Origin of the sequence: Candidatus Pseudothioglobus sp. Uisw_050_01, assembly GCF_048085775.1 — a bacterium.
Taxonomy (GTDB): domain Bacteria; phylum Pseudomonadota; class Gammaproteobacteria; order PS1; family Pseudothioglobaceae; genus Pseudothioglobus.
Genome location: NZ_CP159804.1, coordinates 1,077,602 through 1,103,679, shown reverse-complemented (window position 1 = coordinate 1,103,679; position 26,078 = coordinate 1,077,602). Strand labels below are relative to the sequence as shown.

The 26,078-nt window shown below is 34.8% G+C and carries 24 protein-coding genes; 11 read left to right on the top strand and 13 right to left on the bottom strand.

Going from position 1 to position 26,078, the window contains the following annotated elements; translation table 11 throughout:
* Nucleotides 1–5: 5 nt before the first annotated feature.
* A complete protein-coding gene (locus tag ABXT51_RS05545) occupies nucleotides 6–1,169 on the bottom strand; it encodes an aspartate aminotransferase family protein (protein ID WP_416694319.1) in 1,164 nt (387 codons plus the stop codon).
* A gap of 325 nt (nucleotides 1,170–1,494) precedes the next feature.
* Between ABXT51_RS05545 and hpf the strand changes: the two genes are divergently transcribed.
* The 5 genes from hpf (at nucleotide 1,495) to ABXT51_RS05520 (ending at nucleotide 6,157) form a co-directional block, all read left to right on the top strand.
* Nucleotides 1,495–1,788, top strand: a complete 294-nt coding sequence (gene hpf / locus ABXT51_RS05540; RefSeq protein WP_416694317.1) for a ribosome hibernation-promoting factor, HPF/YfiA family — start codon at nucleotides 1,495–1,497, stop codon at nucleotides 1,786–1,788.
* Between the two features lie 80 nt (nucleotides 1,789–1,868).
* Nucleotides 1,869–3,224, top strand: a complete 1,356-nt coding sequence (mgtE, locus tag ABXT51_RS05535; RefSeq protein ID WP_416694315.1) for a magnesium transporter — start codon at nucleotides 1,869–1,871, stop codon at nucleotides 3,222–3,224.
* Nucleotides 3,225–3,237: 13 nt separating this feature from the next.
* Nucleotides 3,238–3,546 (top strand): DUF2007 domain-containing protein, encoded by a 309-nt coding sequence (locus ABXT51_RS05530; protein ID WP_416694313.1) that lies wholly within the window; start codon nucleotides 3,238–3,240, stop codon nucleotides 3,544–3,546.
* A gap of 9 nt (nucleotides 3,547–3,555) precedes the next feature.
* Nucleotides 3,556–3,735: a hypothetical protein gene (locus ABXT51_RS05525; protein WP_416694311.1), complete on the top strand. Its 180-nt coding sequence runs from the start codon at nucleotides 3,556–3,558 to the stop codon at nucleotides 3,733–3,735.
* 85 nt (nucleotides 3,736–3,820) lie between these two features.
* Entirely contained in the window at nucleotides 3,821–6,157 is a 2,337-nt protein-coding gene (locus ABXT51_RS05520) for a toxin-antitoxin system YwqK family antitoxin (RefSeq protein ID WP_416694309.1), read from the top strand.
* A 59-nt stretch (nucleotides 6,158–6,216) separates the two neighbouring features.
* Here ABXT51_RS05520 and ABXT51_RS05515 read toward each other — a convergent pair whose 3' ends face one another.
* From ABXT51_RS05515 to ABXT51_RS05490, 6 genes are all read right to left on the bottom strand, one after another.
* Nucleotides 6,217–6,639: a GNAT family N-acetyltransferase gene (locus tag ABXT51_RS05515; RefSeq protein ID WP_416694307.1), complete on the bottom strand. Its 423-nt coding sequence runs from the start codon at nucleotides 6,637–6,639 to the stop codon at nucleotides 6,217–6,219.
* A gap of 6 nt (nucleotides 6,640–6,645) precedes the next feature.
* The gene (locus ABXT51_RS05510) at nucleotides 6,646–7,275 is read right to left on the bottom strand and encodes a LysE family translocator (protein ID WP_416694305.1); all 630 of its coding nucleotides are present in this window, start codon (nucleotides 7,273–7,275) and stop codon (nucleotides 6,646–6,648) included.
* A 19-nt stretch (nucleotides 7,276–7,294) separates the two neighbouring features.
* Nucleotides 7,295–7,708 (bottom strand): VOC family protein, encoded by a 414-nt coding sequence (locus tag ABXT51_RS05505; RefSeq protein WP_416694303.1) that lies wholly within the window; start codon nucleotides 7,706–7,708, stop codon nucleotides 7,295–7,297.
* Between the two features lie 10 nt (nucleotides 7,709–7,718).
* A complete protein-coding gene (locus tag ABXT51_RS05500; RefSeq protein WP_416694301.1) occupies nucleotides 7,719–8,339 on the bottom strand; it encodes a LysE family translocator in 621 nt (206 codons plus the stop codon).
* A gap of 8 nt (nucleotides 8,340–8,347) precedes the next feature.
* The gene (locus ABXT51_RS05495) at nucleotides 8,348–9,463 is read right to left on the bottom strand and encodes a dimethylsulfoniopropionate demethylase (RefSeq protein WP_416694299.1); all 1,116 of its coding nucleotides are present in this window, start codon (nucleotides 9,461–9,463) and stop codon (nucleotides 8,348–8,350) included.
* A gap of 100 nt (nucleotides 9,464–9,563) precedes the next feature.
* Nucleotides 9,564–10,937, bottom strand: coding sequence for a phosphomannomutase/phosphoglucomutase (locus tag ABXT51_RS05490; protein WP_416696304.1), 1,374 nt, complete (start codon nucleotides 10,935–10,937; stop codon nucleotides 9,564–9,566).
* Between the two features lie 261 nt (nucleotides 10,938–11,198).
* On the opposite strand from ABXT51_RS05490, the gene aceE reads away from it, so the two are divergent.
* Genes aceE through ABXT51_RS05475 form a run of 3 tightly spaced genes read left to right on the top strand, consistent with a single transcriptional unit; the run spans nucleotide 11,199 to nucleotide 15,375 of the window.
* Nucleotides 11,199–13,850, top strand: coding sequence for a pyruvate dehydrogenase (acetyl-transferring), homodimeric type (aceE, locus tag ABXT51_RS05485; protein ID WP_416694297.1), 2,652 nt, complete (start codon nucleotides 11,199–11,201; stop codon nucleotides 13,848–13,850).
* Between the two features lie 6 nt (nucleotides 13,851–13,856).
* Nucleotides 13,857–14,210: a HopJ type III effector protein gene (locus ABXT51_RS05480; RefSeq protein WP_416694295.1), complete on the top strand. Its 354-nt coding sequence runs from the start codon at nucleotides 13,857–13,859 to the stop codon at nucleotides 14,208–14,210.
* Between the two features lie 4 nt (nucleotides 14,211–14,214).
* A complete protein-coding gene (locus ABXT51_RS05475) occupies nucleotides 14,215–15,375 on the top strand; it encodes an MFS transporter (RefSeq protein ID WP_416694293.1) in 1,161 nt (386 codons plus the stop codon).
* Between the two features lie 78 nt (nucleotides 15,376–15,453).
* On the opposite strand, the gene ABXT51_RS05470 is transcribed toward ABXT51_RS05475, so the two are convergent.
* The 3 genes from ABXT51_RS05470 to ABXT51_RS05460 all read right to left on the bottom strand — a co-directional run bounded on the left by ABXT51_RS05470 (nucleotide 15,454) and on the right by ABXT51_RS05460 (nucleotide 19,140).
* The gene (locus ABXT51_RS05470; protein WP_416650979.1) at nucleotides 15,454–15,663 is read right to left on the bottom strand and encodes a SlyX family protein; all 210 of its coding nucleotides are present in this window, start codon (nucleotides 15,661–15,663) and stop codon (nucleotides 15,454–15,456) included.
* Nucleotides 15,664–15,711: 48 nt separating this feature from the next.
* The gene (pnp, locus tag ABXT51_RS05465; protein ID WP_416694291.1) at nucleotides 15,712–17,805 is read right to left on the bottom strand and encodes a polyribonucleotide nucleotidyltransferase; all 2,094 of its coding nucleotides are present in this window, start codon (nucleotides 17,803–17,805) and stop codon (nucleotides 15,712–15,714) included.
* 228 nt (nucleotides 17,806–18,033) lie between these two features.
* Nucleotides 18,034–19,140, bottom strand: a complete 1,107-nt coding sequence (locus ABXT51_RS05460; RefSeq protein ID WP_416694289.1) for a cupin domain-containing protein — start codon at nucleotides 19,138–19,140, stop codon at nucleotides 18,034–18,036.
* Between the two features lie 156 nt (nucleotides 19,141–19,296).
* On the opposite strand from ABXT51_RS05460, the gene ABXT51_RS05455 reads away from it, so the two are divergent.
* From ABXT51_RS05455 to ABXT51_RS05445, 3 genes are read left to right on the top strand one after another with little or no spacing between them, the layout of a single operon-like run.
* Nucleotides 19,297–20,052, top strand: coding sequence for a 2OG-Fe(II) oxygenase (locus ABXT51_RS05455; protein WP_416694287.1), 756 nt, complete (start codon nucleotides 19,297–19,299; stop codon nucleotides 20,050–20,052).
* A 5-nt stretch (nucleotides 20,053–20,057) separates the two neighbouring features.
* Nucleotides 20,058–20,693: a class I SAM-dependent DNA methyltransferase gene (locus ABXT51_RS05450; RefSeq protein WP_416694285.1), complete on the top strand. Its 636-nt coding sequence runs from the start codon at nucleotides 20,058–20,060 to the stop codon at nucleotides 20,691–20,693.
* A 59-nt stretch (nucleotides 20,694–20,752) separates the two neighbouring features.
* The gene (locus ABXT51_RS05445) at nucleotides 20,753–21,064 is read left to right on the top strand and encodes a DUF6172 family protein (RefSeq protein ID WP_416694283.1); all 312 of its coding nucleotides are present in this window, start codon (nucleotides 20,753–20,755) and stop codon (nucleotides 21,062–21,064) included.
* Between the two features lie 10 nt (nucleotides 21,065–21,074).
* On the opposite strand, the gene guaB is transcribed toward ABXT51_RS05445, so the two are convergent.
* From guaB to ABXT51_RS05430, 3 genes are all read right to left on the bottom strand, one after another.
* Nucleotides 21,075–22,535 (bottom strand): IMP dehydrogenase, encoded by a 1,461-nt coding sequence (guaB, locus tag ABXT51_RS05440; RefSeq protein ID WP_416694281.1) that lies wholly within the window; start codon nucleotides 22,533–22,535, stop codon nucleotides 21,075–21,077.
* A gap of 17 nt (nucleotides 22,536–22,552) precedes the next feature.
* Entirely contained in the window at nucleotides 22,553–23,203 is a 651-nt protein-coding gene (locus ABXT51_RS05435) for a TIGR04211 family SH3 domain-containing protein (protein ID WP_416694279.1), read from the bottom strand.
* 81 nt (nucleotides 23,204–23,284) lie between these two features.
* A complete protein-coding gene (locus ABXT51_RS05430; RefSeq protein WP_416694277.1) occupies nucleotides 23,285–26,032 on the bottom strand; it encodes a valine--tRNA ligase in 2,748 nt (915 codons plus the stop codon).
* Nucleotides 26,033–26,078: the final 46 nt, after the last annotated feature.

The following is a 26,078-nucleotide window of genomic DNA, read 5'->3' as shown; positions in this document are numbered from 1 at the left end:
TATTCCTAAATAGTAATTAGTTTTATAATCTTTTTAATCAAGATATCAATTTCTTTTTTAGATATTATTAGCGGCGGCAACATTCTAATAGAATTACCAGTGATGTTTATTAATAGCTTGTCTTCTAAAGCCTTTTGAGTAAGCTTGCTACAATCAATAATATTTTCATCAAGTCCAATACCAATCATCAGTCCTTTGATCCTTAGCTCCCTTACCACACTAGAACTCATTATTTTCGACTTAAATTCTGACTCAAAATATTGACTCATTTTCATTACGTTATCAAGAATTAAGTCATTCTCAAAGACATCAAGAACACTTGAAGCTACGCCCGTTACTAGTGGGTTACCTCCAAAGGTTGAGCCATGAGTTCCTGGAGTTAACATCTCAGCGGCTTTACCTTTGGCTAGGCAAGCTCCAATTGGAACGCCGTTACCTAGGCCTTTAGCAAGGCAGAGAATATCAGGAGTAATTTTGTTGTGCTGATGAGCAAAAAGCCTTCCTGTTCTTCCCATTCCTGCCTGAACTTCATCAAGAATATAGAGCCATTCATTTTGTTCGCAAAGTATTTGGACTCTATTTAAGTAATCTGATTGAGGAATTATAACTCCAGCCTCTCCTTGCACAGGTTCAAGCATGACAGCAACCACATCTTTATTTTTACTGTATTTATTAATAGCATCAATGTCATCAAAGTCAACATGAACAAACTCACTCATTAGTGGAGCAAAACCCTCTTGAACTTTGCTTTGACCTGTTGCAGAAAGAGTTGCCATTGTTCTACCATGAAAACCTTTATTTGCAGTTAAAACAATTGGATTATGAATATTTTTAGAGCGTGCATACAGCCTAGCAATTTTAATGGCAGCTTCATTCGCTTCAGCTCCAGAGTTTGAGAAGAATGCTTTGTCCATATTAGCTAGGTTACATAGACGTGTTGCTAGCTTTTCTTGGTTTGCAATACGGTAAACATTTGAAGTATGGAGTAGTTCTTTTGACTGATCAACTATACTCTTTGTAATTGCTGGATGAGAGTGACCAAGATTCACTACGCCAATACCTGAAAGTGCATCAAGGTACTCAATTCCAGATGTATCAGTTAACCAACAGCCCCGACCTTTTACAAAGGTAACCTCGAGTGGGTAGTAGTTAGACATTAAGTTTGACATAAAAATTCCAGTTAATAAATGAAAAAAGCCCCATAATGGGGCTTTTAAATCTAAGTTAATTGCCAGATTAAGGCAAATTAGCCACCATTAATAAATATACTTGAAGACAAAATCTTCGTGAAACGTAACGTCTTAAATGGTTTGATTCAGGTGACATTTTGGTTTTAAATACAAAATAAAGGATTAATTATATACTAATTTTTGTACTCATGTTTTCTGTAATTTACGCAATATAAATGATAAAAAAGTTAAATATTGTGATGGATTTATGACACAATATAATTGCAAGAAACATAATTTTATTTCATTAATCTAAGGAGTAAAAATGCAACTAAACCTTTCTGGTCATCACCTTGATATTACATCTTCTATCAGGCAACATACAAGTGATAAGCTCACAAAAATAAAGCACCACTTTGGCAATATCATGAATGTTAACATGATTTTAGAAGTGCAAAAAGATCTTCAAAAAGCCGAAGCAACGATTCATGTTAGTGGCGCTGATTTATTTGCAAAAGCTGAGAGCAATGATATGTATGCTTCCATTGACCAACTAATCAACAAGCTTGATTCCCAAATAATTAAGCATAAAGAAAAATTACATAACCACAGAGCTTAGCTTATATAAATTATAATACGATGTAATAACTGCATAACAAGTTAAGCTTGTTATGCAGTCTAAACCATTGGATTATAAATATGTCTGAAGTTGAACTTACTAATTTCGAAGTAAGCCTTCAAAATTTAATGATTTCACTAGAAGCATCAAATCATGATGAGGCAAAACATCAAATCAAAGAACTTCATCCTGGAGAAATAGCAAGGCTTTTAGAAGCCATTCAACCAAAAGATCGGGCAGTTATTTGGCCTGGGATTGAAGTTTCAATCCAAGGTGAAGTTTTAAAAGAGGTTAATGAAGATGTCCAGTCTCAGTTAATTGGAGAAATGTCGGTAGATGATCTTGTTAAGGCTACTGAAAAATTAGATACTGACGACTTGGCTGATATTGTCCCAAACCTACCAGAATCAGCCGTTCATAGCCTTTTATTAACTCTTGATTTTAAACATCGAGAGCGCCTTAACAAAATTCTGAGCTACCCTGAAGACTCTGCTGGTGGATTAATGAATACTGACTTTATAACTGTCAGACCTGATGTCACAATAAGAGCTGTAATAAGATATTTAAGGCTATTAAAAGAGATGCCAGTTGACACAGATCAAATTTTTATTGTTGATAGAGACTTTAATTATTTAGGCTCCTTACTTATTACCACCTTGCTAACTAAAGAGCCACAGCAAATGGTCTCTTCATTGATCAATAGTGAGGCTTCAAAATCAATTAATGCTGATACTGATGAGTCTGAAGTAGCCTTACTATTTGAGCAAAGAAATTTGATTTCAGCTCCCGTAATTGACGAAAATAATCAACTAGTTGGAAGAATTACAATTGATGATGTGGTTGATGTAATTCGAGACCAGGCTGAACATTCTGTAATGTCCATGGTGGGTTTGGATGAGGATGAGGACGTATTTGCTCCAATTTTTCAAAGCTCAAAGAGGCGAAGTGTTTGGCTAGGAGTTAATCTAATTACGGCATTTATTGCGGTCTACTTTATTGGTCTTTTTGAAGCCACCTTGCAGCAAAAAATTGCTTTAGCAATATTAATGCCAGTAGTGGCTAGTATGGGCGGTATTGCAGGTACTCAAACGCTAATAATAGTTACTCGAGGAATTGCAACGGGAAGGGTGACCTCAGCTAACATAAAAACCTTAATAAACAAAGAAGTAGCAGTAAGTGGCCTCAATGGCATAATTTGGTCTGTCGTTATTGGGCTAATTACTTACTACTGGTTTTCTGACTTACTGCTGAGCTTAGTTATAGCGCTTGCAATAATTACCAATTTACTTGTTGCTGCTTTTTCTGGTGCATTTTTACCTTTGGCTCTTACTAAGTTAAAGATAGATCCTGCTTTGGCTGGAGGAGTTATTCTCACAACTATTACTGATGTCATTGGGTTTGTAGCCTTCCTTGGGTTGGCAGCTTTATTTATTTGATTTTTGCACTCAAATGAAACTCTTGTATACGAATGAAAATCGAATAATGGTGATGAATGTTAAAAACGTTTTAATTAATAACGGTTATGAGGTCGTTCTTAATAATGAGTTTGCATCGAGTGCATCTGGTGGTTTAGCCCCCTTTGATACTTGGCCGGAGGTCTGGCTTTTAAAAGATAGTGAACTAGAAGAGGCTAAAAAAGTTATTGAGTCAATTGACACTGAAATATGTTTAATTACTTGGAAGTGTGGAGATTGTAATGAGATCAATGATCAAACTTTTGATTTTTGCTGGAAGTGTGGCAGAGATAACTTCCAATAAACTATTCTTATGAAAAAACTTATCTTACTTTCATTAATTGTAATAATTGTTGGTTTTTTTTCTAAGGATATCTATTTAGTTATAAAACTAATTATTTACTTTACTTTTTTCTGGTCCATTGTTAGATTTGGAAGGTTTTTATCTATAGACTTTAATGATGGTAGAGATAACGATTATTTTGGGGAGTAATATTAAAGTTTGAAGTTAATTACCTTCTTCTTCAGTTAACCTTAAGACAGTATAATAAAAATACATCCCAATTTATTCTTTGTATATGAAAAAAATATTACTAATTTTAATGACTGGACTTATAAGTCCGGCTAATGCCGATTTAGCTTTAGATTTTTCATCAAGTTACTTTTGTGATGAATCTCCTAACGTCGAAGTTAGAGATAACCTTTTATATGTTAAAGGGCAGGAAAAGCCATATTCTGGAGAAAATTTATGTATTTATTTGAATAATAAATATCATAGTTTTGGTAAGATTGAGAAAGGAGTTAGACAAGGTGAGTGGAATAAATGGTATGACAATGGACAGAATAAATGGCTAAGAAATTTTAAAGATAATAAATTAGATGGTTATTGGGCTAAGTGGCATAAAAATGGTCAGATTTTTTGGACTGGTAATTATAAAAATGGTAAGAAGGTTGGTAAGTTTACCGAGTGGGATCAGAATGGTCAGATTGATGAGATAAGATCTTTCAAGGATGACCTAAATGATGGTAAATGGATTAAATGGCACAATAATGGGTTGGTTGCTTATGAGCATTACTACAAAGAAGATGTCGCAGTTGGAAAGTGGACTGAATGGAATGTGGGTAGAAATATTACTTCGGAGAGTACCTTTGAAAATGGCGAGTTGTTTACTAAAAGAGAGTTATTGTATTATGATAATGATCAAATTAAACATGAGAAAAATTTTAAAGATAATAAATTAGATGGTTATTGGGCTAAGTGGCATAAAAATGGTCAGATTTTTTGGACTGGTAATTATAAAAATGGTAAGAAGGTTGGTAAGTTTACCGAGTGGGATCAGAATGGTCAGATTGATGAGATAAGATCTTTCAAGGATGACCTAAATGATGGTAAATGGATTAAATGGCACAATAATGGGTTGGTTGCTTATGAGCATTACTACAAAGAAGATGTCGCAGTTGGAAAGTGGACTGAATGGAATGTGGGTAGAAATATTACTTCGGAGAGTACCTTTGAAAATGGCGAGTTGTTTACTAAAAGAGAGTTATTGTATTATGATAATGATCAAATTTATCATGAGAAAAATTTTAAAGATAATAAATTAGATGGTTATTGGGCTAAGTGGCATAAAAATGGTCAGATTTTTTGGACTGGTAATTATAAAAATGGTAAGAAGGTTGGTAAGTTTACCGAGTGGGATCAGAATGGTCAGATTGATGAGATAAGATCTTTCAAGGATGACCTAAATGATGGTAAATGGATTAAATGGCACAATAATGGGTTGGTTGCTTATGAGCATTACTACAAAGAAGATGTCGCAGTTGGAAAGTGGACTGAATGGAATGTGGGTAGAAATATTACTTCGGAGAGTACCTTTGAAAATGGCGAGTTGTTTACTAAAAGAGAGTTATTGTATTATGATAATGATCAAATTTATCATGAGAAAAATTTTAAAGATAATAAATTAGATGGTTATTGGGCTAAGTGGCATAAAAATGGTCAGATTTTTTGGACTGGTAATTATAAAAATGGTAAGAAGGTTGGTAAGTTTACCGAGTGGGATCAGAATGGTAAGATTGATGAGATAAGATCTTTCAAGGATGACCTATATGATGGTAAATGGATTAAATGGCACAATAATGGGTTGGTTGCTTATGAGCATTACTACAAAGAAGATGTCGCAGTTGGAAAGTGGACTGAATGGAATGTGAGTGGGATTAAAACTCAAAATTTAATTTTCAAAAATGGTGAATTGGATACATCTATTTCTTTTTTCAATGATGGTCAAAAAGAATCAAGCTCTGCGTATTCACCAAGGCTAAAGATTAACATTTCTTTAATGGGTGTAGATTCAATCTTTGCAGTAAATTTTGAAGATAACAAATTAAATGGTAAATATACTTCTTGGTATAAAGACAATATTAAGAAGATTGAAAAATATTATAAAAAAGGTAAATTAGACGGTGTTTACAACTCCTGGTATAAAAATTCTAAAAAAGAATCTAACTATTTTTATAAACAGGGTTTGGCTCATGGTCTATGGACTGAATGGAATATGAGTGAAAAAATTATTTCAGAGACTACCTTTGAAGATGGAGAGTTGCTTAGTAATAGTGAGAATTCTTATTATGATAATGGACAAATTTTCTATTCTGCTGACTATAAAAATAGTAAATTAGATGGAAATTTAATTTTTTGGAAAAAGAATGGTCTCAAAGATGAGCATAGAAAGTACAAAGATGGTATTTTAATTTATGAAACTTTATTTAAATATGGCCTTATAACTGGACACACATCTAAAAGAACTTATAAAGATGGAAAAAAGAATGGATACTGGGTTAAATGGAATAAAAAAGGCGAGGTGATGAGTGCGAAAACATATAAAGATGGAAAATGTATTAAGGGTGATTGCTAGGTTTAATATAACTTCAAATTAATTCTTTCTTAATTGAATTATTAATATTTTTTACTCATTTAAAGTTTTCTTGTCATTTTTATATGATCAATGCCGGCCTCTTCATACTTGTCACCAGTGCAACTAAAATTAAGATCAATATAAAACCCTCGAGCATGCCACTGAGAGGAAAGCCACAATGTTTTTAATTGATTTTCCTTGGCCCACTCAATGAGCATTTTCATAATTAATTTACCAACACCCTTGCCTCGAAATTTTTTTAAAACCGCTACCCTTCCTATATGCCCATCAGACAAAATTCTTCCTGTTCCTATTGCTTTGTCACCTAATAATATGAGTATGTGAGTAGCCTCATCATCAAGCCCATCTATTTCAAGCTCTTCAGGGACGTTTTGCTCATCAACAAAAACTTTAAATCTGACTTCGCATATTTTTTTAAGATTAGATTTATAGCTAGTTGTAATTGCAGAAATATTTTTCATAATTACCTATAAGTGAACAAAAAAAAGATTAACCGCCAGAGCAATATATATTAAAGCTGCAATAAGGTTAAGATTTTTATTTATAGTTTTTGATTTTTTTAAAGTTCCTTCAAGAAAGCTGGATAAATAGGCAATTGATGTGAAAACAAAAAATGCACTAAAAATGAATAGTAATCCAAGTAGAAATATCTGGGACGAAATATTATTATTGGAATTTACAAACTGAGGTAAAAAGACCAAAAAAAAGATTGCTACCTTTGGGTTGGTTAGGTTCATAACAACGCCAGTAAAATAGTATGATTTATTTGTAATATCCTGGGGAGCTTTACCTAGGTTTAACTCTTTATTTTGAATCGATAGCCATGCAAGATACACAAGGTAGAAAGCACCAACAATTTTCAGTCCATTGAAGGCAATTGCACTTGTTTGAAAAATAACACTTACACCAATCGCAACTAAGATTGTGTGTCCTATGAGCCCTGTGCAAAGACCAAGTGTAGTATAGAGTCCAATCCTCCATCCCCTTAAAGCTGAATTACTCATAACAAATAGATTGTCAGGCCCAGGAACTAGGCTTAGAACTACAGATGCAGTAATAAAAGTTATTATTGTTTCAATACTCAATACTTCTAACATTTATAAACCTTTGGCGTAGTTATTTGCTAAACACTTCTGTTAAATTTTTGTAGGCTTTGAGTTCGATAGAGTTACCTGAATAGTCCTCAAAAAACATTGTTGCCTGCTCACCAGGTCGGCCTAAAAACCTCACATTAGGAGTAATAATAAATTTAACAGATTTTGATTGCAGTTTATGGGCTAAATCATAAAAGGTATCCCAATCTAGTACACAACCAAAGTGAGGCATAGGAACTGAAACACCTTCCACGCTTGAGCTAGAATTACTACTTTTTATTACCTCACCAACATGAAGCGAGAGTTGGTTTCCAAAAAAATTGAAATCTACCCAGGTTTCTGAGCTTCTTCCCTCAAGACACCCTAAAAGACTCCCATAGAATCTTCTTGTAGACTCTAGATCAGTCACTGTATATGCTAAATGAAAGACACTCATAAAAATCTAGTTAAGACGTACCCATTATTAAACCAATAAGAATTAATGTGGAACCAGTAACTCTATTTTGCCATAATATTTTTTTTGGGTCCGACAGAAATGATTTTGATATTTCAGCAAGCATGACGTAGCCAATCATTACAATTAAATCAACACTAATTAATGTTGCAGTTAAAATTAAACAAGTAGAAATTTTAAGGGCAGTTAAATCGACAAAAAGTGGTATTAATGCAAGAAAAAAAACGGTGCCTTTGATGTTTGTTATGTTCACAAAAAAACCCTTTAGAAGAGAACTCAAAGGGTTAAAAGCTTTCTCTAGGTAGGCTTTAGAAGTAGATATCTGTTTAATTTTTTTAAGCCATTGCATAATTCCTAGCGCAATTAAGTAAAGCATTCCCAGTATTTTAATTATTGAAAAAATACTTGGAAACTGATCAATTAATACTCCTAGTCCTAGCAGGAGAAATATAATTTGACTCATTAATCCAAGTTGCAGGCCAATTACTGAAATTATAGATCTCTTCAAGCCATATTGCGTGCCCTGACTTATTGAAAAAATTGCTCCAGGGCCAGGGGATATACTAATAAAAAGTGCAGATGCTAATAGCCCAAGCCAGACAGTTAATTCCATAAGTTCATTTAGTTAAAGGGAATTGGTGAAACCTTCCCTAGTCTTTTGCCCCAAGGCGTTTCTACTTCTACTTCTGAGTCTATATCATTGAAGCCTTTGTCAAGAGTGGCCATAGCCATATTAATTTTTAGTCTTGGTGAATATGCAGCGCTAGTAACCTTTCCACATATTTTGTTGCCACTTTTAACTTGCCATGGGCTAGCACAGCCACCAATAAATGCATCACCCTCAATAACAAGGCCAACTAGTTTTTTAGTAATGCCTTCAGAGCGTATTTTATGGAGTGCATTTCTACTTAAGTAATCAGCCTCCTTATCGAGTTGACAAAAATTAGCTAAAGGAAGTTCTAGGGGGTTGCTATTTATATCCATGTCATTACCCCATGAAAAAAGACCCGACTCAACTCTTTCAATATTATTTGGTGTTCCAGGTTTGATGTCATACTTTTTTCCAGCATTAGCAATAATGTCCCAAAGTTTTTGACCTTTAGAGCCATCACGAAGATAGAGCTCAAATCCACCTTGCTTACTCCAGCCTGAACGCTGAACAATTAAAGGAATACCTTCTAATTCGCATTCTCTAAAAAAGAAGTACTTAAGGTCTTTAACCCAGTCATCAAAGAGATCAAGCATTAATGGTAGGTTATTAGGGCCTTGAATTGCTAAAGGAGATACATCTGGCTCACTAATCTGAACATCCCAGCCAAGTCCACAGGCAAGTCCACGAGTCCATAGTAAAACATCACTATCAGCAATCGAAAGCCAAAAATGATTTTCAGCCAATCTTAATATTATTGGATCATTTATAATTCCACCATTTTCATCAGTAATAAGGGCATATTTTCCTTGACCAATTTGGAGTTTTGATAGATCTCTAGAAGTAATATATTCAACAAACTTATACGCATCACCACCAATTATTTCAACTTGCCTCTCAGCAGCAACATCCCACATCGTGACGTTATTGATTAAATTCCAGTAGTCAGCCTCTGCACCTTCATAAGAAGTGGGCATAATCATATGATTGTATAACGTAAAAGTTTTAGCTCCTGCTTTAAGGGTAGCATCGTAATATGGGGATTTTCTTAAACGGTCTGAAAGGGTAAAGTTGACATGTCCATCCATTGGGGTTACTCCAAATTTTAAATATTATTACTCTTTAAAAGAATGTTGTCTTGCAAAGATAAAAAAGTGTATTTTATACCTTATTTTTTAAATTTTTCAACTATAAAGAGTCTGTAGAAATACCATTTGATTTAAGCCATTCAGCAAACTTTGTCTTTATTTCATTTAGCGATTTATTGTTATTAGCTTCAAAACGTAAAACTAAGCAAGGAGTTGTATTAGAAGCCCTGACAAGCCCCCAAGAATTTTCGTAGTCGACTCTAACACCATCAATAGTAATAATAGTGGCATTGGGAAAATTAATATCTGCTGATAATTTATTCATTGCTTCAAACTGTTGGCCATGCTTCTCAAAATTAATATTAATTTCAGGGGTACTTAGGTTTTCTGGCATTTCATCAAAAATTTCAAAACATGACTTATTGCTCTTAGAGATAATTTCTAATAGCCTTGCTCCAGTATAAAGAGCATCATCAAAGCCATACCAGCGTTCCTTAAAGAATATATGTCCTGACATTTCTCCTGCTAACTCAGCTTTAGTTTCCTTAAGTTTTTGTTTAATAAAGCTGTGACCAGTTCTAGACATAATTGGTTCACCCCCATTTTCAGAAATAAATTTAGGTAGAAGTGAAGAGCACTTCACATCAAAAATAATTTTTGCACCTTTATTTCTACTTAATACATCCTTAGAGTAAAGCATCATTTGCTGATCAGCCCAAATGATTTGACCTTTGTTATCAACCAATCCTAGCCTATCTCCATCTCCATCAAAAGCAAGGCCTAAGTCAGAATTAGTATCTTTAACTTCTTGGATTAAATCTTGTAAATTTTCGGGTTTAGAGGGATCTGGGTGGTGGTTTGGAAACCTGCCATCAACTAAACAAAAGAGTTTGGTTACTTTAACGCCTAATGCTTCAAACAATTGGGGAGCAATGTTACCTGCTACGCCATTGCCACAATCAATTACAATTTTGAGATCTTTCTCAATTTTGATATCTGACTTAATCGTGTCGATATAGTTTTGATCGATATTTATAGAAGTTGAGGTTCCAGAACCAGAAGAAAAATTGTTCTCATTAATTCTTTTAAGTAGGTCTTGAATTCTTTCAGCTGAAAGAGTTTCGCCTGCGACCATAATTTTTAATCCATTATATTCTGCAGGGTTGTGCGACCCAGTAATCATAACGCCTGATGTTGCTCCTTTGGTGTAAGTTGCAAAATAAACAACTGGAGATGGGACCATACCTATATTCACCACGTGACAGCCACTCTCAAGAAGGCCTGAAATCAATGCATCTGATAATTCTGGTCCCGTTAAGCGTCCATCTCTTCCTACAACAACACCTCTTTCACCTTTTTCAATAGATTCGCTACCAACAGCCTTGCCTATCAATTTGACAATTTCTGGTGTTAGTTCAGTTTCAACAATACCTCTTATATCGTAGGCTTTGAAGATTGAAGTTGGAATATTCATTAAAATATTTGTAAAGATTAAAGTTGCAGTCATTTTAACAAATTTTTATTTTAGAAATCGATAGAAGACTTCTAAGGGAACAAAATAAAAAGATTTATTGATAATGCTAGCTAATCGCTTTTTTTCTCAATATCTATAAAGACTTTTCTTTAAGCTTAAACTGCACTTTATTAAGGTGATTTTGAGTTAACTTTTTAGGGATAATATCCACAAAAGTTGAATTTCAAACCTTTTCTGTTGAATTAAATTAAATCAAATTTTATGTCTCAAAAAGATATTGATCCGCAAGAAACTATTGAATGGCTAGAAGCTTTTAGATCTGTTGCCAGGGTTGAAGGGCAAGATAGAGCTAAGTATATCCTGCAAAAATTAATGGATATGGCCCATGAAGATGGGATGAATTTACCGCAAGGTGTTAATACAGCTTATTTAAATTCAATTCCAGTAGAAAAAGAAACTGAACTTGTTGTTAAGCATGATATTGAGCATCGAATTAAATCGATCATACGATGGAATGCAATGATCATGGTCGTTAAAGCAAATCAAGTCTCTTCTGAGCTTGGTGGCCATATTGCATCATTTGCATCTAGCGCCACACTGTATGAAGTTGGTTTCAATCATTTCTATAGAGGTGGGAATTTAGACCAGGGAGCAGACCTAATATTTTTCCAAGGCCATATTGCACCTGGTATATATTCAAGAGCCTTTCTAGAAGGTAGAATTACTGAAAAGCAAATGCTTAACTTTAGGCAGGAAGCTAATCAAGAAGGATTATCATCCTATCCTCATCCATGGTTAATGCCAAATTTTTGGCAGTTTCCAACAGTATCTATGGGACTAGGGCCAATAATGGCGATATTTCAAGCGCGTTTTATGAAATACCTTCAGCATCGAGAAATTATTAAAACGGATAAAAGAACCGTTTGGGCCTATATAGGAGATGGTGAAACAGATGAGCCTGAGTCTCTTGGTGCCATATCTTTAGCAGGTAGAGAAAAGCTGGATAATCTTATTTTTGTTATTAATTGTAATCTTCAGCGTTTAGATGGACCTGTCCGAGGCAATGGTAAGATCATTCAAGAGCTTGAAGGAATGTTTCGAGGCGCTGGCTGGAATGTAATTAAAGTTATTTGGGGTAGGGGTTGGGATAAATTAATCGCCAATGATACTTCGGGCCTTTTGAGGCAAAGAATGGAAGAAGTTGTAGATGGGGAATATCAGGCCTATAAAGCAAAAGATGGCGCTTATGTTCGTAAGCATTTTTTTGGAAAGTATCCTGAAACTCTTAAACTTGTTGAGGATATGTCTGATGATGAAATTTTTGGGCTTACTCGAGGTGGTCACGATCCAAATAAGGTTTTTCAAGCTTATAAATCAGCTAAAGAGCATAAGGGCCAGCCTACAGTTATTTTGGCAAAAACAGTCAAAGGATACGGAATGGGAGAGGCTGGTGAAGGACAAAACACTACCCACAGCCAGAAGAAATTAGGTGTTGATGCACTAGTTCGTGTTGCTCAGAGATTTGATATCCCTGTTACTAAAAAAGATGCAGAAGAGCTCAATTTTTATAAGCCTGCTGAAGATAGTGAGGAACTAAAATATCTTAGAGAGAGGCGTGAAGCTTTGGGCGGATATCTACCCCTTAGAAGTTTTGAGCTGGAGACCTTTAAAATACCAAAATTAAACGTTTTTGATCCTCTACTAAAATCTACTGATGAAAAGGAAATATCAAGCACAATGGCATTTGTGCGCTTCCTATCACTATTAATACGAGATAAAGAGATTGGTCCAAGAGTTGTTCCCATTGTTCCTGATGAGGCGAGAACTTTTGGAATGGAGGGTCTTTTTAGGCAAATGGGCATTTATTCTTCCTCTGGTCAGCTCTATGAGCCAGAAGACTCTGATAAGGTTATGTGGTATAAAGAAGATATTAAAGGCCAGGTGCTTCAAGAAGGCATCAATGAAGCTGGAGCAATTTCTGACTGGATTGCTGCTGCAACATCTTATGCTTCTCATAATGTCACAATGATTCCTTTTTATATTTATTATTCAAAGTTTGGCTTTCAAAGGGTTGGTGATCTTGCTTGGGCTGCTGGAGATATGCAAGCCAAGGGTTTTTTGATGGGTGGTACTGCTGGAAGAACGACGCTTGCTGGTGAAGGTCTTCAGCATCAAGATGGGGATTCATTGATTGTTGCCAATACTATTCCAAATTGTGTTTCCTACGATCCAACTTATGCGTATGAATTAGCAGTTATTCTGCGTGAAGGCATGCGCCGAATGTATGAGAATATGGAAAGTGTTTTTTATTACATAACACTTATGAATGAGAACTATATTCATCCTGCTATTCCTAAAGGTGCTGAAGAAGGAATTATTAAGGGAATGTATCCATTAAAAGTAGTAGGAAAATCCAAAATTGAAGTTCAATTATTAGGAAGTGGCGCTATTCTTAGAGAAGTTGAAAAAGCAGCTGATATGCTCTCAAAAGACTGGGGTGTTATGTCGCATGTTTGGAGTGTTACTAGTTTTAATGAGATTACAAGAGAGGCTCAAAAAATTGATCGTGAAAATTTATTTAGTACAAGTAAAAATAAGAAGGTTCCATACATAACTCAGTGCTTAAGCAAATCTTCTGGCCCAGTAATTGCTGCTACAGACTATATGAGAAATTATGCAGAGCAGGTTCGTAAGCATATACCTCTTCATTATGAGGTATTAGGTACAGATGGATTTGGTAGGTCAGATTCTCGTAAAGAGCTTAGATATTTTTTTGAGGTGAATGCAAATTATATTGTTTTTGTAACATTAAAGGCGCTTGTTGATGATGGCTTGCTGGATTCAAAAATAATTAAAAGTGCTATTAAAAAACTTAATATTGATGTTAATAAGTCAAACCCAATGTATACATAAAAAACGATGAATACCAAAGAGTATCTCGAGCAACTTAGGTCAGGAGTTAAGATGAATTTTTCTGATTTTACTAATCTCATTGATCAAGAATATGAGTTTCTAAATGTCGCTTTTACAAATAGTGATCTTGTTAACTCCAAAGAAGAAAATCAAAGCTCTGCAAAGGTTTTCTGTTTTGCCTTGATGCACTCTCTTTCTGAATCAGATACGTTAAAATGTTTTGGTGAACATTATCAATCTGTTATTGATGAGCCAGAAAATCATAATTCCCATTTAAACATTCGCAGATTTGTTAGTAATGGCTGGAAGGGGGTTTTAATCAATCAAAGTGCACTTAAGCCTAAGAAGGAATTAGAGTGATGATATGACTGAGAGTGCTAAATATAATAATGGTATTTATACTGTCTTTCTTAGCGCCTTCTTAGTACTCTTTCAGATTGGATTATATTTTGTTTATATTCCTTGGAACGCTGAAAGGCTTCAAATAACTGAGGCGGAAATTGGTATTGGCCTTCTGGTTTTTGGTATTGCAAATTTAATAGGTAACCAAACATCAGGGAGATTAATTGTTCCAAAAATTGGAACTAAAAATGCCATTATGATTGGTTTACTTGGTATTTCGTACCTTCCATTACTATTAATACTATCACCAAATTACTTCTGGTTTTTATTGGCTTTTGTACCATTTGGTTTTTTTGTAGGTTTTTTTAGTCCTTCTGCACAGTCACAAATATCAATGATTGAAGAAAAGACTTCTAGAGTCATTACGCCTTTATACCACGCAGCATTTAGCTTTGGCTCATTAGTGGGAGCTATTACTGCATTCTTTACAATCAAGTACATTGAAAGTGTAAGTTTAATTTTTTCTATATCTGGATCAATGCTTGTTTTAGGAGCATTAATAGTATTTAAGTTTGGCCTCTCAAAAACATTTGAAGATTTAAAGAAAACTCCAAGATTTAAATTTCCAAAAAAATCAATACTAATTTTTGGCTTTTTAATGATGATGAATTATGCAACCATGGGCATAATTCTTGATTGGTCTGCTTTATGGTTAACAAAAGATTTATTAGTACCTCTTTTCTTAGGAGGAGCCGTTATAGTGACCTTTAATGTTGGTGAGATTTCTGCAAGACTAATCGCCTCAAAAATGATTAATAAATATAGCGAAAAATTAGTTGGTGGTTATTTTAGTATTATTGCAGGCATAATACTTTTCCTATCAATATTGACGTCAAATTTTTATGTAATTATTTTCGGAATGATACTATTCGGTTTTGGAACAGCTAACTTTATAGCAATTATTCTTAGGCAAGCTATCAGGCTGACAGATGAGCCTATATCTTTAACTGTTGCTAATCTTATAACTATGGGATTTGCTGGCTTTATTTTTGGACCAGCATTGGTTGGTTATTTAGCTGAATATATTGGATTGACCTTTAATATGTATCTCTTAAGCTTAGTATGGGGGCTTAATGGTTTAGCCCTTATAATTATGATGAGGCGAAATCAGGCCATTGTTTAGTAGCTAGAAAACTCATTGCTTTCATATTCTCCCTTAATAAGCTCTAAAATTCTCTCTTTTAAGGCAATTTAATCTAAGTTAATAATGTGGTGGCTTATCATCAGTCACTTCAGATTGTTCAGGCTGTGATTCAGATTGATTAATTATCTTTTCATTAGTTTCTTTAATTTGATTAGTGAGTTTTTCAATTTTTTCACCTTGACGGAAAATAACCATATTAAGTTCATCGAGCATATTTTGAAGATATGATATTTTTTCTTCTAGTTCTACGAGTTTATTATCTGACATAATTTATTATATTCAATAAAAAAGCCACCTTTCGGTGGCTTTATTTAATTACTTATCAATTAAAGCCTTTCTCGAAAGTTTAATTCTTCCTCGATCTATCCCAAGAACTTTAACTTCAATTTCTTGACCTTCCTTAAGGTGATCCTCAACTTTTTCGACTCTTTCATGTGCAATTTCAGATACATGAAGAAGCCCATCCTGATTTGGCATGATTGTAACAAAAGCACCAAATTCGACTATTTTTGCTACCTTACCCATATACACTTTGTTTAATTCAGGAACTGCAGTGACATCTTTAACCATCTGAACTGCCTTTTCAAAGCTTTCAGTATCATTTGCAAAAACATTAACATTTCCTTCATCATCAACATCAACGCTAGCACCTGATTGGGCAACTATGCCTCTAATAGTCTCGCCACCTTTACCAATTACATCACGAATCTTATCAGTAGGGATTTTGATAACTTTAGTTTTAGGAGCATTTTTTGATGCAGCATTAGGCTCAGAAATAACATGGTTCATTTGTCCAAGAATATTAAGTCTTGCCTCTTTGGCTTGCTTAAGTGCAATTGACATAATATCTTCAGTGATGCCATCAATTTTGATATCCATTTGAAGTGCATTTATTCCTTTTGCTGTTCCAGCAACTTTAAAGTCCATATCACCAAGGTGATCTTCATCACCAAGAATGTCAGTCAAGACTGTAAAACGATCTTCATCCTTAACAAGACCCATAGCAATTCCAGCAACTGGCGCTTTAATTGGAACACCTGCATCCATAAGTGAAAGTGAAGAGCCACAGACACTTGCCATTGAACTAGAACCATTAGATTCAGTTATTTCTGAAACAATGCGGATAGTGTATGGAAATTCTTCAATACTTGGAAGGCAGGCTGCAATTCCTCTGCGTGCCAATCGACCATGACCAATTTCACGACGTTTAACGCCCATTACACGACCTGTCTCACCAACACAGTAAGGAGGGAAGTTGTAATGAAGCATGAAGTGATCTTCAATACGATCATTAGATTCAAGCTTTTCAATAAGTTGTCCATCTCTTTTTGATCCAAGAGTTGTAACAACAAGGGCTTGAGTTTCACCACGCGTAAACAGTGCTGAACCATGAGTATTTTCTAATACACCTGTTTCAATTGCTAGCTCGCGAACCGTTGAACTATCTCTTCCATCGATCCTTGGCTCACCTTTTAAAATACGCTCTCTAACAGTTGATTTTTCAATTTTTTTAATATAGTTTTTAACGTCATCAGAGCTTGGTGAATCATCAGCATCACTAATAAATTCTTCAAGGGCAGCGTCTTTAATCTCACCCATTTTTTCATAACGCTCCATCTTGTCAACAGTTTGATAAGCCTCAGAAATTTTACTTTCGAATTTAGATTTAATAGAAGACATTAGAGATTCATCCTCAGCTGGTGCTTCCCATTCGCGAGGAGAAGCTCCTACCTCTTTTGCAAATTCAGCAACACTATCAATAACTACTTGAAATTGCTCATGTGCAAACATAACAGCTGCAAGCATTACGTCCTCTGAAAGTTCACTTGCCTCAGATTCAACCATTAATACAGCATCTTTGGTTCCAGCAACAACCATATCAAGTTCTGAAGTTTTAAGTTCAGAGTATGTTGGGTTAATAATGTAGCTTCCATCTTTGTAACCAACGCGAGCTGCACCAATGGGCCCTTTAAAAGGAACCCCAGCAATTGCCAATGCTGCAGAAGTGCCAAGCATTGCTAAAATATCAGGATCTACATTTTTATTTGCAGAAATAACTTGAATCATAACTTGAACTTCATTCATGTAGCCATTTGGAAATAATGGACGAATAGGGCGGTCGATTAAGCGAGAAGTTAATGTTTCTTTTTCACTTGGACGCCCTTCTCTTTTAAGAAAGCCACCGGGGATTTTTCCTGCCGCATAAGTCTTTTCAATATAATCTACTGATAATGGAAAAAAAGATTGGCCTGGTTTGGCTTCTTTTGCTCCCACAACACTAACTAGTACTTGTGTATCATCCATGCTAGCTAAAACAGCTCCATGAGATTGTCGTGCGATTCTTCCTGTTTCAAATGTGATTTGACTATTGCCAAACGTAAAACTTTTTTGAACTATATTCATGTCCATTGCGTTACTCCAATAAAATAAAAAATGTTTTATGGTTTAACGTAATAAGCTTTATTTAAAACATACCCAAAAGGTACGCTTGAGATAAAACTTACCAAAATCCATAAAACAGTTGAATTATCCCCTAATTTTTTTTCTCAAATGTACTAAATTTGCCTGTTCTCATTGAGTATTAATGCTATGGAAGCTTTTAATAATGAAAACTAAATTTAAAATTTTTGATTAGTTTTATGTAGATTTTTTGATGAAAGATAATGATACTAATCGCTCTGCTAGAACCCTATTTTTATTGCTTAATTGAAGTTTTCTTGTATTGGAAAAACTAACGACTAAGTCTTCATCTATATCGCTACAATTAAAGACTTCACCATTAATGAATACTCTCAATTCTTGATTGATAAATCGGTATGCTATTCTGCATATTGGATGTAGCTGATACAAACCTAGCTCTTCTATCTCTTCTTGAGCATGGTAAGCTCTGATTTCATTAAATTTTCTTTCATCTTCAGGATCAAGCTTGGTTACAAAGCACCCAAAGAAGTCTTCAGGTAGCATATTAATTTTTAAAAATTTTCTCGATTGCTCAATTACTGATTGAGTAATTTCAGCTGGATTCATATTCACTTCCCATTCTGGGTCTTTAAGATAGGCATCAATCTTATTTTTAGGCAATTCAAGTGAACTCAGCATTTCATTATTTAAGTATGATCTGTAGCCAATCGAGAGCGTTATACATTCATCATCAAGACTTACACCATGATGAGCCACTTTAGGAGGTATGTAGACGATGTCTCCAGGTTCAGCCTCCCAAGTTGTTTCTTTAATAAAATTTTTCATTATTCGAAGTGGGGTATCTTTTAAGTAATTTTCAAGATTGCAATCAGTTGTACTCGTTGTCCATTGCCGCCTACCAAGCCCTTGAAGTAAAAATACATCATAATGATCGTAATGAGGTCCAACGCTTCCACCTAATGTTGCAAAAGATATCATTACGTCATCAAAGCGCCACCTTGGAATAAAATCAAACTCACCAATAATCTGATGAACTTCACTTATGTATCTGTCTACACCTTGAACTAAAAGAGTCCACTTGTTATTTGGAAGTTGCTTAAAGATTTTTTCATCAAACGGCCCTTCTTCTACGTCCCATTTATTCATTGAAATTGATCCAGTCACAATTCTAGATTCAAATTCTTCTTCACAAGAAAGGCCTGCAATTTCATCAGGAGATAGAGGGCTTATATAGTTTGGAAGGGCGTTTTTAATTAGAAGTGGTTTTTTTTGCCAATACTCTTCTAGAAACTGTTTTTTAGAAATTTGGCCGAAATGAATCATTATGTTCCTTTTAAATTATTGATTAATTATCTATTAACATAAAGCTTAAATACAACAAATTATCTTTATTGGTTGTATATATAATTATTTTTATAATGAAAATTAAATACTTAGTTTGTGATGATAAATAAAAATAAATTATCAGCTATTATCAATATGGATAAGCATCCAATTAATAGCTCTGATTATAGGACTGAGTGTAAAAGAAAATTAGATAATGAAGGGCTGCTTGTTCTTACAGATTTTCTTTTAAAGGATACAATTAAAAGAATTCTTAAAGAGGCCAATAAACAGGAAGATTTGGCTTATTACTGTGTCAACAAACATAATGTTTATTTAGAGCCTTCAGATCCTAGTTTTCAAGACAGTCATCCAAGAAACAAAACCGTGATATCTTCGAAAGGATGTATCACAGATAATCAAGTTCCAAGTGACTCTTATTTGAGGTTTCTTTATAATTCAAAAAGTTTTAAAGAGTTTCTTTGCGAGGTTTTAAGCGAAGAAGCATTGTATAAATATGATGACGAATTATCTTCAATAAATATTCATTATGCTAAAGAAGGACAGGAGTTAGGTTGGCACTTTGATAACTCTTCTTTTGCAATTACATTGTTAATACAAAAGCCTATATCTGGAGGGAGATTTGAGTATATTCGTGATTTTAGAAACTCTTCTAATAATGAAAAGAATTATGATCAAGTTTCGCAATTATTAAATAACAGATGCTCTCCTAAAAAATTAAAAATGGAAAATGGTTCACTCGTTTTATTTCGAGGTAAAAATGCTATTCATCGTGTAACTCCAACAGAGGGTGACTTGACAAGAGTTTTGTCGGTTTTAGCTTACAATTCTGAGCCTGATGTGAGGCTTTCAGAGTCTGCAAGAATGACATTTTTTGGAAAATTATATTAAGTATTATGATTAATAATCAAAAAGGATTGAAGTATTATGATAATTTAGATCTTTCTAAAAGTAAAAATGAAGACGAGCTTTTAGGCGTCTATAAAGATTGGGCTCTTTTATATGATAAGGATAACGATGATTTGTTAGGTACAGTATCACAACCTAATACTGTCCAAATTTTTCATGAGCATATCAAAGATTGTAAACTTAAGATAATAGATGTCGGTTGCGGTACTGGGCTAGTTGGGCTAGAGCTTCAAAACCTTGGTTTTTCAAATTTTGATGGAATTGATATTTCTCAAGAGATGATTGATATTGCTCAAGGCAGGGGGTACAACTCTCTTTTTATCGGTAATTTAAATAAATTACTCCCTATTGATTCTAATAGTTATGATGCAGCTCTTTGTGTTGGAGTCTTTACTCATGGACATGTTGGTCCAGATAGGTTTTCTGAGTTGGTACGAATTGTTAAGTCAGAAGGTATAATTTGTTTTACAATTAATGAAGATGTTTATGAGTCATATGGCTTTGATATTGCCATTAAGCGTTTAGAAACTGAAAATGTTTGGGAAGTTTTAGACATAAAGAAGCATGATTATATGGTTAAAAAAAACGTTAAAGGTATTTACTGTGTTGTTAAAGTAACTTAACTACTATGCGCTTATTTAATTAAAATAGACTCTTTTTAAACATTTCTAGTAATTCAATAATGAAAAAGACATTTGAATTGATTCATCCTAAAATTAAACCAGCTAGACTTATTGAGGCTGCTAGGCGTGACGTTAAAAAATATTTAAAGAGAGAGAATAAAAAATCAATTCCTGATGATTTTGATTGTTGGAATTTTGATTGCAAGTTTGGCCCTTCACAAGAAGAGGCTGAGGTTATTTTATCTTCTGAAATAAGTAAGTGCATCAGTGAGGCAGAAGCAGAGAGCTTGAAATCATTTTATTTAGAGATTCTTGCTAAACCAGGCTACAAGAAAAGTTTTGCTAAGCTTAAGGCTTTAGACGAAGAATAAAAACCTTACTCTATTGATGGTAGTTTGGCGCTTCCTTAGTAATTGAAACATCATGAACATGAGATTCTGTCATTCCAGCTGCAGTAACTTGAACGAATTGAACCTTTGTTCTCATGGCTTCAAGGTTTTTACAACCAGTATAACCCATAGACGATCTTATGCCTCCAACCATCTGATGAATAATAGGCCGTATAGACCCTTTGAAAGGGACTCTTCCTTCTATCCCTTCGGGAACTAGTTTTTCAGCTGCAAGTTCAGCTTGAAAGTATCGATCTGACGAGCCATGAGCTTGACCCATTGCGCCCATTGAGCCCATGCCCCTATAAGCTTTATAAGATCTTCCTTGAAATAGTTCAACCTCTCCAGGTGACTCTTCGGTTCCAGCAAGCATAGAGCCAAGCATAACGCAATGTGCTCCAGCTGCAAAGGCTTTAGCTGCATCACCAGAGAAGCGAACGCCTCCATCAGCAATTACTGTGACATTGGTTCCTTTAAGGGCATCAGCAATATCAGAAATTGCACTAATTTGAGGTACCCCAACGCCTGCAACAATTCTAGTTGTGCATATGCTTCCTGGCCCAATTCCAACTTTAACACTGTCAGCGCCGGCTTTAACAAGATCTAAAGCGGCTTCTGCGGTTGCAATATTTCCAGCAATAATTTCTAAATCAGGAAAGTCTTTTTTTGTTTTGATGACGCGATCAAGTACGCCTTGGGAATGACCATGTGCAGTGTCAATAACTATAACATCGACGCCAGCCTTTACCAGAGCGCTAATACGATCTCCTGTTCCTTTTCCAACACCAACTGCAGCTGCAACAATAAGTCTCTCTAAATCATCCTTTGCGGCTTTAGGAAAGTCACTGGTTTTCTTAATGTCACTAACGGTAATCATTCCACCAAGTTTAAATTTTTCATCAGTAACTAAAACCCTTTCAATACGGTGCTTTTGCAGAAGTTTGCGAACAGTTTCCATTGAAGCACCTTCTTTAACTGTAATTAGTGATTCTTGAGGAGTCATTACATTTTCAACTATCTCATCAAGGCGCGTTTCAAATAAAACATCACGACTGGTAATAAGGCCAACTAAGATGTTATTTGAGACAACTGGTAATGCTGAAATACCGTGCTGAGCTTGAAGAGCAAACACATCCTTAATGCTAGCAGATGGATCAACACTAATTGGATCTCTAATGATTCCAGATTCGAAACGTTTTACTTTTCTTACTTCTCTAGCTTGCGCTTCAATAGACATATTTTTATGAATCACTCCCATGCCGCCTTCTTGAGCAATTGCAATAGCAAGCTTACCTTCAGTAACTGTATCCATTGCAGCAGAGATGATAGGTGTATTTAACGTTATTTGATTGGTAAGCTTTGATGTTAAGTCAACTTCTTTTGGAAGCACTTCAGAGTGAGCAGGGACTAGTAATATGTCATCAAAGGTGAGTGCTTTTTTTAATTCTTTCATTTAGTTCTCCTAATTTTTTAGTACCGTCTTCTATTAAGAAGCCCAGGGATGATAAAACCAATTACCATTCCAAAGAAAAGTACTATTGCACCAACTATGAACCAATTTCTAGAGCTAGTACCTTTTTGAATTTGAATATTATTTTCTGATAATTGGAGCTCTGCCTTTAGCTGAAGTTTTTCTTGAATATGTTTTTCATTTTCGTGTTCTAGTTTTAAGGCATCTTGATAAATTTTTTCAATATGCTCCTTTTCAGCCTTTGATTTTGAGCTTTGAATGACTAAATCTGTATTTTCTTGCTTTAAGGTTAAAAGTTTGGTCTCTAAGACTTCCTTTTCACTAGTAAGTTTGGATAATAATAGTTTGTTAGCGTTATACGTTCTTGTGAGCTTTTTAAGCTCTTCACGCGCAGGAGGCTCATTTGATATATAAAACGATTTAATCCATCCAATAGTATCATCAAACTGAACTTGAGCCCATCCATCTTCAGTACTTTGTAATAAAGAAAGTTTGGTTCCAGATGGAAGTAGACGAATTATATTTTGTCCAAAGCTTTGATCAGATCTAATAGGGATATCTAGTTGGTCAGTAATGTAGACAAATGATTCTGCACTAACTTTAAAAGTTAGGAGAACGAGAGTCAATATTATTACTTTATATTTATTCATATTTGATTTTATCAGCATTCTATCTTGTTGAAATTCCTAAAAATGTTTTTTCAATGATTTTTCAATGAATTACACTGTATTTCATAGTAAAGAAATTTTTTCAAGTTGCGACTCCATGTCTTTTAATGCCTTTTTAACAGTAGCAAGTTTATCTTGTTCTTTTTTAACAACAGCCTCAGGAGCACCGCTTATAAATTTCTTGTTATTTAGTTTTCCTGAGAATTGAGCTCTAAGTTTTATTAATTTATCAATTTCTTTATTAAGTCTATCTTTTTCAGCATCTTTGTCGATAAGACCAGCTAAAGGAATTAAAATTTTCATTTCTCCAACTAGTGCAATTGCAGACTCAGGCTCTTCTTTATCTGCCACTATTAGTTCAATACTGTCTAATTTAGCTAGGGTAAAGATGATTGATTTATTATTTTCAATATAATCTTTGTCTTTGGAATTAAAGCTCTTGATAAAGCATTGCAAAGGTTTTCCAGGAGAAATATTCATTTCGCCTCTGATTTTTCTAATTCCTAAAATAAATTCTTTCAGCCATTCGATCTCAGATTCCGCTTCATTATTAAAAAGAGCCTTCTCAGGCTCAGGAAAGGCCTGAGAAATAAGCTTTTCATCAGAGCTACTATGAAGCTTTTGAGATTGTTCAAAAATTTCTTCTGTGATAAAAGGGATAATTGGGTGCAGTAAGACTAAAGTTTCTGAGAGAACTTTCAAAAGAGTCGCTTCACAGCCTTGTTTTGTCTTATTATTTTCTAGCAGTGGTTTTGAGAGCTCTAAGTACCAATCACAATAATCATGCCAAACAAATTCATATAGAGTTTGACTCATCAAATCTAATCGATAATCAGCCAAATGTTTTTCAACTTCAATTTTTGTGTGCTGAAGCCTAGAAAGTATCCATTTATCTTGGTTCGATAACACAGCATTAACATTAATTGATTTAGATTCAAGGTTTATCAGGACAAAGCGTGAAGCATTCCAAAGTTTATTACAAAAATTTCGATAGCCTTCAACCCTTTTTAGATCAAATTTAATATCTCGACCAAATGATGCTAGAGCAGCAAAGGTAAAACGTATTGCATCAGTTCCAAAAGCAGGAATCCCATCAGGAAACTCTTTTTTAGTTTGTTTTTGAATTTTTTCAGCTAATTTTGGTTGCATCATTCCTTGAGTTCTTTTCTCAAGAAGATCGTTAAGTGAGATGCCATCAATCAAGTCAATAGGATCTAATACATTGCCCTTAGATTTACTCATTTTTTGGCCATTGCCGTCCTTAATAAGACCGGTAATATAAATATCTTTAAAGGGTACATCTTTAGCAAATTTTAGCCCAAACATAATCATTCGAGCTACCCAGAAAAATATAATATCAAAGCCAGTAACAAGAACGCTAGTTGGATAGAAGCGAGATAATTCTGGGGTTTTTTCTGGCCATCCTAGAGTAGAAAAAGGCCATAATGCAGAGGAGAACCAAGTATCTAAAACATCTTCATCTTGCTCTAAACTAACTCCAAAACCAGCCTGAGCCTGAGCTTCTTCTAGGTTATTTGCTACATAGAATTTACCTTCTTTGTCATACCACGCTGGTATTCGATGTCCCCACCAAATTTGACGGGAAATACACCAATCTTCGATATTGTCCATCCAATTGAAATAAGTCTTATTCCAGTTTTCAGGAACAAATCGAATGTCACCGTTTTTTACAGCATCTATAGCAGGCCCTGCTAAAGGCTTAACTTTTACAAACCATTGGTCTGTCATGTAGGGCTCAATAATGCTATTAGTTCTGTCACCCCTTGGCACCATAAGAGTGTGCGGATCAATCTTTTCAATTAAATTTTGATTTTCAAGGTCTTTAACAACCTCTTTGCGTGCATCAAAACGGTCAAGCCCTTGATATTTATCAGGAGCGTTAATGTTTATGCTGGCATCATCGGTTAATATATTGATAATTTCAAGGCTATGTCTTTGTCCAATTTCATAGTCATTAAAATCATGGGCAGGAGTAATTTTTACGCACCCTGTTCCAAATTCCATATCCACATAGTCGTCTGCAATAATTGGGATTTTTCTGTCAGAAAGAGGAAGGCTTATAAATTTTCCAATAAGATGCTGGTATCGAGTATCTTCGGGATGAATTGCAACAGCTGTGTCTCCAAGCACGGTTTCTGGTCTTGTTGTAGCAACAACCAATGCTTCATCAGATTCTGCAACTTGATATCTGATATGCCATAAAAAGCCTTGCTCCTCAGTACTGATGACTTCCAAGTCAGATACTGCAGTTAAAAGAACAGGATCCCAGTTAACTAGTCTTTTCCCTCGGTAGATTAAGCCTTCATTATAAAGGTCAATAAACACTTTTTGAACTGCCTTAGATAGAGGTTCGTCCATTGTAAAACGTTCTCGCTCCCAGTCAACTGAAGCACCTAAACGCCTCATTTGGGAAGTTATAGTGCCGCCAGATTTAGACTTCCAATCCCAGATTTTTTCTGTAAATTTCTCACGACCTAAGTCATGCCTGGAAATATTCTCAAGTCCAAGCTGTCTTTCGACTACCATTTGAGTTGCAATGCCCGCATGATCTGTGCCAGGCTGCCACAAGGTTTGTTTACCTTTGCTTCGATTATATCGAGTGTATACATCCATAATTGTGTGCTGAAAAGCATGGCCCATATGAAGGCTACCAGTTACATTTGGAGGGGGGAGGACGATGCTGTATGAATCTTTACTAGCTGAATTTGCTTTTGAAGAGAAGAGGTCGCCTTGTTCCCATAAATCGCGATATTTTTGTTCGATTAGCTCTGGGTTGTATGTTTTTTCCATGAAGGCGATGTGTCAGATATAACTTACATATTATACAATAATTACT

What these genes read in the sequence shown, in the direction of transcription:
- ABXT51_RS05545 (WP_416694319.1), bottom strand. Translation starts at nt 1,169, where the DNA reads ATGTCAAACTTAATGTCTAACTACTACCCACTCGAGGTTACCTTTGTA.
- hpf (WP_416694317.1), top strand. Translation starts at nt 1,495, where the DNA reads ATGCAACTAAACCTTTCTGGTCATCACCTTGATATTACATCTTCTATC.
- mgtE (WP_416694315.1), top strand. Translation starts at nt 1,869, where the DNA reads ATGTCTGAAGTTGAACTTACTAATTTCGAAGTAAGCCTTCAAAATTTA.
- ABXT51_RS05530 (WP_416694313.1), top strand. Translation starts at nt 3,238, where the DNA reads ATGAAACTCTTGTATACGAATGAAAATCGAATAATGGTGATGAATGTT.
- ABXT51_RS05525 (WP_416694311.1), top strand. Translation starts at nt 3,556, where the DNA reads ATGAAAAAACTTATCTTACTTTCATTAATTGTAATAATTGTTGGTTTT.
- ABXT51_RS05520 (WP_416694309.1), top strand. Translation starts at nt 3,821, where the DNA reads ATGAAAAAAATATTACTAATTTTAATGACTGGACTTATAAGTCCGGCT.
- ABXT51_RS05515 (WP_416694307.1), bottom strand. Translation starts at nt 6,639, where the DNA reads ATGAAAAATATTTCTGCAATTACAACTAGCTATAAATCTAATCTTAAA.
- ABXT51_RS05510 (WP_416694305.1), bottom strand. Translation starts at nt 7,275, where the DNA reads ATGTTAGAAGTATTGAGTATTGAAACAATAATAACTTTTATTACTGCA.
- ABXT51_RS05505 (WP_416694303.1), bottom strand. Translation starts at nt 7,708, where the DNA reads ATGAGTGTCTTTCATTTAGCATATACAGTGACTGATCTAGAGTCTACA.
- ABXT51_RS05500 (WP_416694301.1), bottom strand. Translation starts at nt 8,339, where the DNA reads ATGGAATTAACTGTCTGGCTTGGGCTATTAGCATCTGCACTTTTTATT.
- ABXT51_RS05495 (WP_416694299.1), bottom strand. Translation starts at nt 9,463, where the DNA reads ATGGATGGACATGTCAACTTTACCCTTTCAGACCGTTTAAGAAAATCC.
- ABXT51_RS05490 (WP_416696304.1), bottom strand. Translation starts at nt 10,937, where the DNA reads ATGAATATTCCAACTTCAATCTTCAAAGCCTACGATATAAGAGGTATT.
- aceE (WP_416694297.1), top strand. Translation starts at nt 11,199, where the DNA reads ATGTCTCAAAAAGATATTGATCCGCAAGAAACTATTGAATGGCTAGAA.
- ABXT51_RS05480 (WP_416694295.1), top strand. Translation starts at nt 13,857, where the DNA reads ATGAATACCAAAGAGTATCTCGAGCAACTTAGGTCAGGAGTTAAGATG.
- ABXT51_RS05475 (WP_416694293.1), top strand. Translation starts at nt 14,215, where the DNA reads ATGACTGAGAGTGCTAAATATAATAATGGTATTTATACTGTCTTTCTT.
- ABXT51_RS05470 (WP_416650979.1), bottom strand. Translation starts at nt 15,663, where the DNA reads ATGTCAGATAATAAACTCGTAGAACTAGAAGAAAAAATATCATATCTT.
- pnp (WP_416694291.1), bottom strand. Translation starts at nt 17,805, where the DNA reads ATGGACATGAATATAGTTCAAAAAAGTTTTACGTTTGGCAATAGTCAA.
- ABXT51_RS05460 (WP_416694289.1), bottom strand. Translation starts at nt 19,140, where the DNA reads ATGATTCATTTCGGCCAAATTTCTAAAAAACAGTTTCTAGAAGAGTAT.
- ABXT51_RS05455 (WP_416694287.1), top strand. Translation starts at nt 19,297, where the DNA reads ATGGATAAGCATCCAATTAATAGCTCTGATTATAGGACTGAGTGTAAA.
- ABXT51_RS05450 (WP_416694285.1), top strand. Translation starts at nt 20,058, where the DNA reads ATGATTAATAATCAAAAAGGATTGAAGTATTATGATAATTTAGATCTT.
- ABXT51_RS05445 (WP_416694283.1), top strand. Translation starts at nt 20,753, where the DNA reads ATGAAAAAGACATTTGAATTGATTCATCCTAAAATTAAACCAGCTAGA.
- guaB (WP_416694281.1), bottom strand. Translation starts at nt 22,535, where the DNA reads ATGAAAGAATTAAAAAAAGCACTCACCTTTGATGACATATTACTAGTC.
- ABXT51_RS05435 (WP_416694279.1), bottom strand. Translation starts at nt 23,203, where the DNA reads ATGAATAAATATAAAGTAATAATATTGACTCTCGTTCTCCTAACTTTT.
- ABXT51_RS05430 (WP_416694277.1), bottom strand. Translation starts at nt 26,032, where the DNA reads ATGGAAAAAACATACAACCCAGAGCTAATCGAACAAAAATATCGCGAT.